Raw genomic sequence first — 13,150 nt, 5'->3', positions numbered from 1 at the left:
GAAATTGGGTATGGCATGGACCCAACTATCAATAGTGCAGGCGAACCAGCCCCGAAGGGTTGGGTAAGGTAGAAGCTATTACCACATCCTCAGAGCCCGCGGTCATCATTTGGCCGCGGGTTTTGTCGTGCTTTGAGCCCGCCCGCCACTTTTCCTGAGGCGGTTCAGCTCCTCGCCCCCCCCTTTTGCACCTGAGGCGAGCGCTTTCTTCAGGGTGCTCAAAACATCCCAGGTGACCTGCGGAAAAGCTACTTTTATGGATTGGGTAAATAACCCGCTTGAATGGTCGCACGCATGCGCGCGCGACCCCCGGTTGCGCTAGGGACAGAGACGGCAAAAAACCGGGAAATGAGCAGAGACAGCGCCGGTACCGCCTCAGGAAAAGTGGTGGCCGGCTTGGGGTGGTTTCTGAACCCCTCGATGTGTCCCTGCGGAAATGGCCTGTTGTGGTGTTCGATGACATTGGTCACATCGTGCGAATGGTTGTTCTATTGGTCGGGGTTGGCCGGCCTGTTATGAATATCGCAGGGTGTGCTATTTAACGCTTCTACCAGTACGCTTACTGTCGTTATGAGTTTTATCACACTTAATTTTCGGGGGTGTTTTGCAATGCGATTAGAACGTTCATTCGTTAGAACATTGGGTAAGCATCAATCGTTGGTGTTTCCCAACTAGTTTGTGATTCATGAGACGTTCGACCCTACTGCATTCCCCGACCTTCTCTTACACATGGGGCATGTCGAACGTACGGCATGGGGGTTAGGTGAGCACATTTTGAGCACACCTGACCACAATTGACCGCTATCCGCTGGGATTATGCGGGAATGAATTACCCGCTTTCACCTGCATAAACGCTAATGAACAGGGAGCTTACCCCGGCTTCTACCCGGTTGGTCGCGGGTTCGAATCCTGCTGGGGGCGCCGAAGTTTCACCAGTTCAGGGGCACTTTCTCACTTCGAGGAGGTGCCCTTGTTTTCGTTCGTGGGCACATTTTGGGGAGTGCCCCTGACCTGTTTCGCTGACTGATTGTTGACTGATACCGGTCGAGGCGTGTCACCCCAGCCTGGTCCGGTGTGATCGCCTGAGGGTCCACTGGGCCACCCCGGTGAGAACTCCTTCCGGTTGTTCGTCTCGTCACGTAGGCCCACCGCCACATCGGCAACCACCCCAAATGTCGACGCAATATTTTCACCCCCTTCAACTCCCGAGACTCCAGTGGCACCCTATGTCCCCTTAAGGAAAGCATTGCACCTGCACAACTAGGGGGTTGTGAAGTTTTTTCCGATATTTGCTTTACACGCGCGACCCACTATGTAAATATGTCACGAGTCACACAGACCCCTACCAGTGACGACACTTACCCTACTTGGTGCGGGCCCCGCCCGTCTCCACTCACGTCCGCAGAGTCATGCCACGGCCTTAAGATCCCCTCACCGCCTGAACATGTGAATGCACATAGACCTATCACAAGGAGCCCCCATGTCACATCCCCTGACGCCGGAACCAGCCCCCTCCGACCCATCGTCGACCACCCCTACCCTTCCCCACCATGGTCCGCCCCGCGGCCGGGAAAAAGTCCAGCCTGTTCAGCTATGAGAACAAACTCGCCGTTTTGTTCATGTTCACCATCGGCCTGGTCTGCTTCGACCGCCTGGCGATCAACTTCCTCATCCCCTACATCCAGGAAGACTTGGAGCTGAACAACACCCAGGTGGGCATGTTGGTCGCTGCCGCTGCCCTCACCTGGTCCCTCACCGCGATTATCGGAGGCCGGCTTTCAGATAAGGTCCGGTCCAAACGCAACTACCTGGTCGTTCTGATCATTGCCTTCTCCCTGGCCTCCATGTTGCAGGGGTTCGCCGGATCCTTCGTCCACCTGGTCATCCTCCGTCTGCTGATGGGTGTATTCGAGGGTCCCGTCGCGCCAGTTTCACAGTCGGTGCTGGCCATTGAATCGTCACCCCATCGTCGCGGCTTCAACCTCGGCATGGCCATGTCCACCGGCCAGGGACTGTTCGGCGCAATTCTCGCCCCGATTGTCGTGGTCGCCCTGGCCGAGCAATTCGACTGGCGGAACGCCTTCTTCTTCACCATGATTCCTGGCCTGATCCTGGCAGGGTTCGTCTGGAAGATAATGCGGGAGCCGGAGGCCCAGGATGCCGACGGCCAGGCCTTCGCCACGGAGCTGCACGAGGGCCATTCGCGCTCGGATATCAGTACCGTACTGCGTAACCGCAACGTCATGCTGGGCGTCACCATGTTCACCGGATTCATGATCTTCGCTATGGTGTTCCAGGTCTACTCCCCGCACTACCTCACCACCGTTCACGGCCTCAGCCCGACGGTCATGTCCTTTGTCATGGCTTCCTTCGGTGTCGGTGCGGCGCTGTGGGGTTTCACCGTTCCCCTCATCTCCGACTACATCGGCCGCAAGCCCACCGCGTTCTTCTTCGCCCTGATCTCAGCCTTCGGGCCGTTTGTCGTCATCTACCTTGACGAGCCGATTGTTCTCGCGATCTCTATGTTTGTCTTCTCCGCCGGCATGGCCGTCGGAGGCATGTCCGCCAACCGTCATCCCGGCCGAAGCGGTCCCGCCGAGCATGGCCGGTCTGGCCGTGGGAATTCCGATTGGGCTGGGCGAACTGATTGGTGGCTTCGGCGGCCCGTTGATCGCCGGAATCGCCGGCGACACCTTTGGCCTCCAGGCCGCTCTCATCGTAGCCTCCTGCGGTTCGTTACTGTGTGCTTTCGCTGCGCTGTTCCTCCGCGAGACGGCTCCACGCATCGTTGCCAAGAAGAACCCGGAAATACCGGTGACCGTGTCCAACACCCCGGAAAGCGAGCAGGTTCCGGTCCAGTAGCCTTCACCTACCGCAGCGGGTCGGCCTACAGAACCCTGGGCGCAGCTACATGGTCGGATCCAGGGCAGGCCCCGTCGATAAGCCCGGCAACGACGACCCCGGAGGACTGATACTTCGACTACCCTGCCCAGTATCAGTCCACATTTTTCATCTCGGGAGGATATATGGGAAATACGTCGCACGCAGGTAAGGGGAGTGCTCTGGCGCTGGGCGTGATCAGTTTCGCGGTGGGTGCGATATTCGCTGCGGCATGGATCTACGGAGTGATGGTCGTGGGCGGACGCGATGATTTCTCGCATGCCCAGGTCGCCGGGGCCAGCATCAATGTCGTGGTGGTTACCGCACTGCTGACCTATCTGGGTTACAGGAAGAACATCCCTGCGACGCGGACCGCCGGAACCGTGACGGTGAGCCTCAGCGCGGCCTTCGGTGCTACTTTCGCCTCGATCGCGGCACCCACCGACTCCACCGGTTTGTGGGCGGTGGGTCTCGTGATTCTGGTGGCGTGTTCCCTCATGGGCACTGGCCTGATCACGGTGATAACAGTGGCGGTGCTGCGCCGGACCGTCTCACGGGAGTCGTAGGCAGTCACAGCCTGCCCTATTTCAGGGGCTGAATGTAATTGGTGTCTAATACATACCGGCCAGGAAATTACCCCACGCCCCACCCGGGATCCGGTAGCTGACCTCCGGATTGGGGCAACCCGGCAAGGCGCTCAGCAAATCCTTGAATCAGTTTCAGGATCCGTTAAGCAATGCCCCCACCCATCCCAGCGGGGGGAATGATGAGCATTCCGAATCTCGCATTATGGGATAGGTCGGTACTGTGTCCCGAAGTTATCCGGAACACAGAAAGTAAACCATGAGTGAACATCAAAACGTGACGACCGGTGAGACAACCTCCACCGCATCGTCGCAGCCCGTTGACCCGATGGATTCCAGCGGTGGCCGGAACTGGTGACTGATCCTCCCCGGGCCCGCCATCGCCATTGTGCTGACCATCCTGCTCCCCGACAGTCTCCCCTTTGAGGGACGCGCCGTCGCAGGTATCGCCATCTGGATGGCCCTGTGGTGGATGACCGAGGCAGTGCCGATCCCGGTGACCTCACTGCTCCCCCTGATCCTCTTCCCGCTCGTCGGTGCGGGCACCATGGAGCAGATCGCTGCCCCCTATGCCAACTCCGTGGTCTTCCTGGTCATGGGTAGTGTGATTCTGGGCCTGGCAACCGAGAAGTCCCAGCTCCACCTGCGCGTGGCCCTGCTGACCATCAAGGCTGTCGGTACCAAGCCCGCCCAGATCGTCCCGGGCATGATGATCGCCTCCGGGTTCATCTCCGCGTGGGTCTCCAACACCGCAACCGCGGTGATCATGGTGCCGATCGCCACCTCCATCATCCAGCTGGTGCGCAAGGTCGACAGCAAGGCCGCCGGAAAGAAATTCTCCGCCGCGATGATGCTCGGTGTTGCGTACGGCGTGACCATCGGCTCCACCGCCACCCTCATCGGCCAGCCCCCGATGGCCCTGATGAAGGCCTACCTACTGGAGTCTCAGGACTTCGACATGGGCTTCGGCCAGTGGATGCTGGTTGGTGTGCCGTGGGCGATCGTCATGACCGCGGTGGCCTGGTTCGTGCTCACCAAGATTGTCTTCCGCCCCGAGGTCGATGAGATCCCCGGTGGCAAGGAGATGATCCACCAGGAATACCAGGCACTCGGCGCGATGCGCACCCCCGAGAAGCGGGTCGGCCTCATCTTCCTGGCCGCCATCTTCTTCTGGGTATTCGTCCCCTTCATCGCGGACATCCCGGTGGTCGCGGAATACCTGCCGTTCCTGTCGTCGATCTCCGACACCCAGGTCGCCATCGCGGCCGCTGTGGCCTGCTTCATCGTGCCAGCGGAAAAGCGCAGCGAGAATCCCCGCAGCACGGCCCTGCTCGCCTGGTCCGCGTCGCGTGAGATCCCCTGGGGTCTGCTGCTGCTCTTCGGTGGCGGCCTGTCCCTGTCCGCCATGTTCACCGCCGCCGGCCTGTCCGAGTGGATCGGAAACCAGGTTTCCGGCATGACGAACCTGCCGAACTGGCTCATCATCCTCGTGGTCATCATCGTTGGACTGGCACTGACCGAGCTGACGTCGAACACCGCCACCGCCGCCGCCTTCTTCCCGATCTTCGGGGCCGTGGCAGTCGGCGTGGGTGTCGATCCCCTCATCATGACCATCGCAGTGACCCTGGCGGTGTGTTCCGCCTACATGCTGCCGGTGGCAACACCGTCCAACGCCGTGGCCTTCGGCTCCGGTGAGGTGACCATCAAGCAGATGGTCAGGGCCGGTGTGTGGCTGAACGTGTTCTCCCTGGTGCTCATCATGATCGTGCTGTACACCCTGGTTCCGCTGGTCTTCAACGTCAGCGTCTAGAAACTCAACGCCAGTACCCCGGTGGTTGCGACCCCCGGGGTTTTCCCATTGAGTAAACCGCCTGCAACAACTGGCAAGGTGTTGAAAAGTACCTGGCCACCGAGGACACTGAAAGGTATGAACAAGGAAAGTCTCACCCTGCCCGTCCCGGAGGGTCTCGCAGAGTCCGCGGCACTGCTCGGAAGTGCCACTGATCATCTCACCGTCGAGCAGGCGCGCAGTTTCGTCATCGAGCAGGTGTCCGGCGTGGATGTGGAGGGGAAGGATGTCTGCATCATCATCCCCGACGGCACCCGGTCCGGCCCGCACGGCCTGATGATCCAGGCGGCCTACGATGCCATCGCGGAGCGCGCGGGGTCCATCACCATCCTCATCGCCCTGGGTACCCACGCCGCGATGGAGGAACCGGCCGTCGCAAAGCTTCTCGACGTCCCACCCGGCCGCATCGGTGAGCGCTTCCCCAAGGCGCAGGTGCTCAACCACGACTGGCAGAACCCGGAAGCCATCGCCACGCTGGGTACCGTGCCCGCCGCGGAGATCGAACGCCTCACCCGGGGTCTGCTCACCGGCCGTGACATGGCCGTGCAGATCAACAAGATCGTCGCCGAGGCAGACATCAACCTGGTGGTTGGCCCCGTCTTCCCGCATGAGGTGGTGGGTTTCTCCGGTGGCAACAAGTATTTCTTCCCGGGTTGTTCGGTCCATGATGTCATCGACATCTCCCACTGGGTCGGGGCACTGATCACCGCCTCCGACATCATCGGCACGCTCGGGATCACACCGGTGCGCCAGCTCATTGACACCGCCGCGGAGATGATCCCGGGGGAGAAACTCGCCCTCACCTACGTGGCCACCTCCGCCGAGGGTGGGGGTTCCAACCTGCACTCGGTGGCGTTCGGCACCACCCGGGCTGCCTGGGCCGCCAACGCGCAGGTGGCCTCACGCACCCACATCAAGTGGATGGACCGGCCCTACCCGCGCATCGTGTCCAAGGTCCCGGAGATGTACGAGGACCTGTGGACCGGCGCCAAGGGTGTGTACAAGATGGAACCGGTCTGCGCCGACGGCGGCGAGATCATCGTCTACGCCCCGCACATCACCGAGATCTCCGAGATGCACCCCGGCATCGGGAAGATCGGATATCACTGCATCGATTACTTCACCAAGCAGTGGGACAAATTCAAGGACCACCCGTGGGGTGAGATCGCGCATTCCACCCACGTCCGTGGCCTGGGCACCTTCGATCCGGAAACAGGTGAGGAGAAGCTGCGCATCAACATCACTCTCGCCTCCCAGGTGCCACCGGAGGTGTGCGCGGCCTACAACCTCGGCTACGCCGATCCCGACACCCTCGACTGGGCTGCCTTCGAGGCCGATCCCGACACCCTCGTGGTGGAACATGCAGGCGAGATCCTGCACCGCCTCGAAGCACAGCATTAACCTGACACCGAAAGTTCCCCACCTCATGTCTCTCCCCCAGCCGGATGCATCCGCCGGTGACCTCATTAACCGCGTCGCCGCGCACCTGCCCACCACCGGCAGGCTCGGCATCGCCTACTCCGGTGGCGTGGATTCCGCGACGCTGCTGGCCATCGCCTACCACGTCCTCGGCCCCGACCACACCCTGGCCATCATGGCTGTCTCCCCCTCCCTGGCCTCCCGGGAGAAGGCGATGGCGCTGGACACCGCCGCGTTCATCGGCACGGAGGTGCTCCAGATCCGGACCAACGAGCAGGCTGTGGAGGGGTACCGCGACAATGATGTGGACCGGTGTTATTTCTGCAAGAACGAGATGTTCGAGCGGATTGATGAGGGGGTCGTCGACAAGCACAACCTGGTCGCGGTAGCGTACGGCGAGAACGCCGACGACTCCCGACGCATCGACCGGCCCGGGGCGCGGGCCGCCACTGAGCACGGGGTGCTGCGCCCGCTGTCGGATGCCGGCCTGACCAAGGCGGATGTCCGTGCCGTCGCGCGAGCGTTCCAGCTGCCCGTGGCCGACAAGCCCGCCGCACCGTGCCTGGCGTCGCGCATCCCGCACGGCCACGAGGTCACCGAGGCCAAACTCAAACAGATCGAGGCGGTGGAACTCACCCTCTACCAGCTCGGGTTCAGCGATTCCCGCGTGCGCCACCACGGCGACATCGCGCGCATCGAGCTGCTTATCGACGAACTCCCCCGCGCCACCGCCCCCGACGTGGCCCGACAGATCCAGGCGTCCGCCGGTGAAGCCGGCTTCGGTTACGCTGTGGTGGATCTGCGCGGCATCCAGTCCGGCGCGATGACACTGTCTATCCTCAACGCGAAGGGAACCGTGTGACCGACGAACGCACGAGGAAGGTCGGCGATTTCGCCCACCTGGACCTCGACCGGGTCCGCCGCCGCGGGTACCCGGAGGCCATCTACTGCGAGAGCAAAACCGTCGAACAGGTGGCCGCGATCGCTGCGAGCCTGCGGGAGGTTAACCAGACCACGCTGTTCACCCGCGCCAACCCGGAGCATGCGGCCGCCGTGATGGAGGTGCTGGATGATGTCTTCTACGACCCCGTGGCCCGTTTCCTCGCCTACCCCGCAGCGGCACCTGAGGCGACCGGGGTGTCGGTGCTGGTGCTGTGCGCCGGGACCTCCGATCTGCCGGTGGCCAGGGAAGCCATGCATACCGCTCGCTACCTGGGCCGGTCGGTCTCCCTGATTGCCGATGTCGGCGTTGCAGGCATCCACCGCCTGCTCAGTTATGAGGCGGAACTGCAGGCTGCGGGGGTCGTTGTCATCGCCGCGGGCATGGACGGGGCCCTGCCGAGCGTGGTGGGGGGCCTGGTGTCCTGCCCCGTGGTAGCCGTGCCCACCTCCGTGGGATACGGGGCTGGGGCCGGTGGCATCGCTCCCCTGCTGACCATGCTCAACAGCTGCGCGCCGGGCGTGGGTGTGGTCAACATCGACAATGGGTACGGCGCCGGGCATCTGGCTGCACAGATCGCGGCCCGCTGACCTGCATTCCCGCACAACCCCGACATCGGTAGTGAGGTCGTGGTTGGGCCTGTGCTTAACCCAGAGATCCTGTCCCCAGAGACCACTGTGCTTAACCCAGAGATCGCTGGTGCTCTCTGGACACAGGATCTCGGGGTTAACGAAGCTATTGCCCCTGGGCCCGGCGGAGCACCTCTGATTCGCTGACTCCAAGGGCCTGGGCGGCTGCCCGGACATCCTCGAATTCCGGCTGCCTGGTCTGATCCACACCGCCGCGGGAGCCGATCTTCACGCGCACCTCATGGCCATCCACGTGAACGGTCTCCCACCGGCGGTCGAGGCCCTCACGCTCCACGGCCCAGGATCGCACCCCGAAAGTGGTGGTGTGGCTGAACAACACCTGTTTCACCGCCTCCACCTCCGAGGCTGCGGCCAGGGCGTGGATGGTGTGGGCGGGCCGGCCCTTCTTCATGATGATCGGGGTCAGCCATGCATCCCGCGCACCGGACTCCAGGAGCTGCTCCAGGACACCGGGCCACAGGCGGGCATCCATGTCGTCGATGTTGGCCTCCAGTTGGAGCAGTCTCCCGGTATCGGCGTTGGGGGCCGCATCGTCCAGGATCAGCACGCGGGTGATGTTGGGGCGCCCCGGCATGTCCTTGGTTCCCGCGCCGACACCGATGATGGTGATGGCTCCGTCGGGAAGCGGACCGGCCTCCCTGGCGAAGTGCCGGACCAGGGCCACACCGGTCGGGGTCGCCAGCTCTCCTACCTGCTCCGGGGAACCCCCCACTGCGCCGGAGAGGGTCGGCCAGTCACGGGCCAGTTCCACCACGGCCGGCACCGGGACGGGGATGTCACCATGGGCGGCCTGCACACGGCCGAAGCCCAGGGCGATGGGGGACGAGGAGATGCGGGTCTGCCCCAGCTGTCGGATGGCCTCGCACACACCGACGATGTCAGCGATGGAATCCAGGGCACCGACCTCGTGGAAGTGGATGGTCTCCGGGTCCACGCCGTGGACGGTGCCCTCGGCAATCGCGATGAGCTCAAAGACCGCCAGGGCATCCATGCGGGTCTGGTCAGGCATGCCCGCATCCTGCAGCATCGTGCGGATGGTGGTCCAGGTGCGGTGCGGGTGGTGTTCATGGGTGGTGTGCACCTCCACCTTGAGGGAACGCTGCCCGGCGCGCTGAACCACCTCGGAGGTCAGGCGCACATCACCGGGCACCACCGCATCCACCACCTGCTGGATCTGATCCAGGTCCGCACCGGCGTCGACCAGGGCTCCCAGCAACATGTCTCCGGCAACACCGGCGCTCGCATCAATCCACAGGCTCATGAGGTCAAGGATACAACCCGGTGCTCCACGGGATGGCCGGTGCTGAGGGAAGCGGGGACGTCGATAAGCATCTGGTTGCTGCTGCCGGCAAACGCCGGCGGGCTGGTCTCGTCGCGCAGTTCGCGGATGAACTGGCCGTCGACGAGCACGTCGAGCTCTCGGAGGAGGTCGCGGCGCTCGTCGGTGAAAATCTGCAGGGCCTCCCACGTGTACCCGGAATACGCCCAGATGGTTGTGCCCGGCAGTTCGCGGCGGATGCGGCGCACCAGTGGCAGCAGGTAGCGAGCCGAGAGGAACGGTTCACCACCCACCAGTGTAAGTCCGGCGACGTGACGCCCCGCGAGATCACCGAGGATGCGGTCCTCAAGCTCCGGGGTGTACTCCGTGCCGTAGCCCTTCTTCTGCGCGGCCTTGTTGTAGCAACCCAGGCAGTTGAAGGGGCAGTAGGACACGTAGAGCGAGCAGCGTAGCCCCTCCCCGTCGAGGGTCTGGAAGGGTTTGTAATCGGCGATGCGGAAGACGTCGGTCTGCGCCCAGGTGCGGGACCGGTGATCCATGCGCGCCACGCGATCGTGATAGGTCATGGTCTTACCTCACATGTGTTTGACACGGGAGTTGATCTCCGACTGTCGGCCACTGACCACTGGTCGTTTCATCGGCGCTCCTAGATAACCGCACAGGCGGCGGGTCACCGATGCCTGCGTCTCATCGCGGTTGCCGCAGCCGGGGCAGACATAGCCCTGTTCATCGCAGTGGAACTCACCCTCGAAACCGCAGAGGAAGCAGTGATCCACCGGTGAGTTGATGCCGAAATAACCGACGTGGTCGAAGGCCTCATCCCAGATCGACTCGAACGCCATCGGGTTGACCAGCAGGTTCGGTGCCTCCACGTAGAACATGAAACCGCCCGGGGTGAGGGGCATGTAGGCGGCCTCGAAGTGGATCTTGTCCATCGGGTTAGTGTGAAGATAGCTCGGGAAGTGGAAGGAATTCTCGTAGTAGTCCCGGTCATTGATACCGGGTAGTTCACCGAAGCGGGCGCGGTCCAGCTCGGCGAAACGGTCACACAGGGATTCCGAGGGGGTGGCATAGACCGACAACGCCGCGTGGAACTGATCCTGTGTGGCCGCCACCCGAGTGTTAATGTGTTCCAGGACCCGGTGAGACAGCGCGCGGTGGGCGGCCACGGTGTGCCAGTGGTCATCACCGGTCAGCGCCACCATGGCGTTATGGATGCCGGTGTATCCCAGGGAGATGGATGATCTCTTGTGGTTATCGCCGGTGTAGAAATCACGCACACTGGTCTTCCCCGCCGGGTCGCCCATCCCGCCCTGGGTGTACATGATCGGTGCCTGCTCGAGATCCGCCGACAGGACCACGTCCTCCCGGATCCGCAGCGCGCGGAGGCCCAGGTCAATGGCTTCGTCCAGTCCTGTGAAGAAATCATCCACCGATTCCCGTGCCGCGATTGCGATGCGGGGCAGGTTGATGGACACCACGCCGAGGTTGTTGCGGCCCAGGAGCTCGTAGTCACCATCACTGTTCTTCCAGGGATGCAGGAAGGAACGGCACCCCATCGGGGTGATCAGCTGTCCCTCCTTCAGCTCACGGATCCGGGGAACCGACACCAGGTCCGGATAGATGCGCCGCATGGAACACCGCATGGCCGCCATCTTGATGTCGTAGTTGGGGTCCCCGGGCGCATGGTTGATGCCCTCATCGATGAAGAAGATGATCTTGGGGAAGATCGCGGTCTCGCCACTCATGCCGTTCTCCCGCACCGCGAGGATGGATTTCTGGATCTCACGGCCACACCAGGATGTGGTCATCCCCAGGGAGATGGAGGTGAAGGGTGTCTGGGCCGCGGCGGTGGTGAGGGTGTTCACCTGGTATTCGAAGGCCTGCATCGCATCAAAGATGTCCTTGGCAGTCTTCTTACGTGCCAGCTTTCCCACCAGGTCATCATGCGCATCGGATGAGGGATCAGACCCCAGGAGCCCACTGGCATCGCTGTACAGGCGTCGGTTCTTATCCAGGGTCAGCTCCGCATAGGGTTCGAGCAGACGGTCGATCTCATGGATGGAGATGCCACCGTACTGTTCCCCGGAGATGGCACCGAGCAGCTGCACCAGGAGCGTGGCCGCCACCCCGATGGAACGCGGGGGCTCGATCCGGGCATTGCCCAGGGTGAAACCGTGGGAGAGCAGGTAATCGAAATCCGGTAGTGAGCAGTTCGGCATCGCGGCAAAAGGTGACCGGTCCAGATCGTGGACATGGATGAGTCCCTTGAGGTGGGCGCGACGGATATCCTCCGGCAGCATCTGCAATCCCTTGGCCTTGCTGACGGCACCAGCCAGGATCTCTCGCTGGGTGGTGAAGGTGCGGGCATCCTTGTTGCCGTTTTCGGCCAGGACCTTCTCATCGCCCTCCACCACCCTGGCGACCGCGTGGGTGATATCGGCGGAGCTGTTGATCATCTCCTCCTGGCTGCGCCCATAATCCCGGAAGGCGGCCAGGGCGGCGGGAGACTGTGCAAGGGCATCCTCCACGAAGCGGAACAGATCCGCGGTGCTGATGATCTGATGCTCCGCTACGCGCCGGGTGATCTCCCCCAGCAATTGCGCGCCAGGGGCGTGGAGCGGTTCTCCGGAGCTGCGTTCCGCCGCCTCCAGGCTGCTGAGGATCTTGCGGGGACGGTAGTCGACGACACGGCCATCTTTCTTCAGCACCGAAAGTCCGATGAGTAGTTCTTCGGTGGGGAGCGTGTCGGGTGCGGTCATGTGAAACTCTCTTCTTCTGTCAAGGCGGTTTCTGAAAAGGCGGTGTAATTACACTGTTGTAAAGCACCATAACCCCGATTCATCATTTGTTCATATTGCACTCATAGGCATTGAATTCCGCGCGTGCCACTACATCTAGTAGCACCCATGGGGGTGCACCACTGAATCGGCGATTGATTCCCGCTGCATTACCCCAACCCACCCAACGAGATAAGACAGCTCCATAAATGCCGCCCCATTCACAGGGACCCACATCTAGAGCTCCGCCTCAGCGCCAAGCACCCCCGAAAGAGGGGCCAGGAACCAGAAAACCCCGCGGAATTCCACCCCTGCCCGCCAGACCACCGGGCGACAACAGATGGAACCACCCACCGAACCCCAAAGGTCACCACAGCAACAAAAGCCCCAAATCATGCCCCTTCAACCGTCCTGAACTGGCGTTTTTGTTATTTCCAGAGAGTGGGCTAATGTTAGTCTCGCTGCTTTTGAGCAGCAATGGTGGCTGTAGTTCAGCTGGTAGAGCACCAGGTTGTGATCCTGGGTGTCGCGGGTTCGAGCCCCGTCAGCCACCCCGAATAATCCCCTTACCTGCACAAACAGGTTGGGGGATTTTTACATTTTCAGCCGCCTACGCTTTAACCTACGCTTAAGGTTCGGTTTTTCACTGTTCCGCCTCGCCCCCAAAGGCCGCAGCAACGCCGCCATGGCCACGTGTTCAGACCCGTACCCAGATTGCAGCCCTGCAGCGCAAGCTTGGGGTTACCACCGTTTACGTCACCCACGACCA

At 62.2% G+C, this 13,150-nt stretch carries 9 protein-coding genes and 1 tRNA gene; 7 read left to right on the top strand and 3 right to left on the bottom strand.

The features are described from left to right. The first annotated feature begins 1,550 nt into the window (after positions 1-1,550). The 6 genes from H9627_RS13950 (at position 1,551) to larB (ending at position 8,262) form a co-directional block, all read left to right on the top strand. Positions 1,551-2,972: an MFS transporter gene (locus tag H9627_RS13950; protein ID WP_225213891.1), complete on the top strand. Its 1,422-nt coding sequence runs from the start codon at positions 1,551-1,553 to the stop codon at positions 2,970-2,972. Between the two features lie 54 nt (positions 2,973-3,026). Next, the gene (locus H9627_RS13945) at positions 3,027-3,446 is read left to right on the top strand and encodes a transporter (protein ID WP_191734625.1); all 420 of its coding nucleotides are present in this window, start codon (positions 3,027-3,029) and stop codon (positions 3,444-3,446) included. 406 nt (positions 3,447-3,852) lie between these two features. After that, positions 3,853-5,274, top strand: coding sequence for an SLC13 family permease (locus tag H9627_RS13940; protein ID WP_318247806.1), 1,422 nt, complete (start codon positions 3,853-3,855; stop codon positions 5,272-5,274). A gap of 117 nt (positions 5,275-5,391) precedes the next feature. Beyond that, positions 5,392-6,714, top strand: coding sequence for a lactate racemase domain-containing protein (locus H9627_RS13935; protein ID WP_191734624.1), 1,323 nt, complete (start codon positions 5,392-5,394; stop codon positions 6,712-6,714). A gap of 25 nt (positions 6,715-6,739) precedes the next feature. After that, on the top strand, positions 6,740-7,594 hold the full coding sequence (gene larE, locus H9627_RS13930) for an ATP-dependent sacrificial sulfur transferase LarE (RefSeq protein WP_191734623.1): 855 nt from the start codon (positions 6,740-6,742) through the stop codon (positions 7,592-7,594). Continuing rightward, positions 7,591-8,262 carry a nickel pincer cofactor biosynthesis protein LarB gene (gene larB / locus H9627_RS13925; RefSeq protein WP_191734622.1) on the top strand — a complete coding sequence of 224 codons (672 nt, stop codon included), beginning with the start codon at positions 7,591-7,593 and terminating at the stop codon, positions 8,260-8,262. The genes larE and larB overlap by 4 nt, the downstream gene beginning before the upstream one ends. A 145-nt stretch (positions 8,263-8,407) precedes the next feature. On the opposite strand, the gene larC is transcribed toward larB, so the two are convergent. From larC to nrdD, 3 genes are read right to left on the bottom strand one after another with little or no spacing between them, the layout of a single operon-like run. Continuing rightward, positions 8,408-9,583 (bottom strand): nickel pincer cofactor biosynthesis protein LarC, encoded by a 1,176-nt coding sequence (gene larC, locus H9627_RS13920; protein ID WP_191734621.1) that lies wholly within the window; start codon positions 9,581-9,583, stop codon positions 8,408-8,410. Further along, the gene (gene nrdG, locus H9627_RS13915; RefSeq protein WP_191734620.1) at positions 9,580-10,167 is read right to left on the bottom strand and encodes an anaerobic ribonucleoside-triphosphate reductase activating protein; all 588 of its coding nucleotides are present in this window, start codon (positions 10,165-10,167) and stop codon (positions 9,580-9,582) included. Before nrdG ends, larC begins: the two co-directional genes overlap by 4 nt. Before the next feature lie 9 nt (positions 10,168-10,176). Further along, entirely contained in the window at positions 10,177-12,363 is a 2,187-nt protein-coding gene (gene nrdD / locus H9627_RS13910) for an anaerobic ribonucleoside-triphosphate reductase (protein ID WP_191734619.1), read from the bottom strand. Between the two features lie 498 nt (positions 12,364-12,861). On the opposite strand from nrdD, the gene H9627_RS13905 reads away from it, so the two are divergent. Continuing rightward, positions 12,862-12,934 (top strand) — tRNA-His (locus H9627_RS13905). Positions 12,935-13,150: the final 216 nt, after the last annotated feature.

The organism is Corynebacterium gallinarum, from assembly GCF_014837045.1.
Taxonomy (GTDB): Bacteria; Actinomycetota; Actinomycetes; order Mycobacteriales; family Mycobacteriaceae; genus Corynebacterium; species Corynebacterium gallinarum.
The sequence above is the reverse complement of the archived record's forward strand: the minus strand, read 5'-3'. Positions and strand labels throughout refer to the sequence as shown.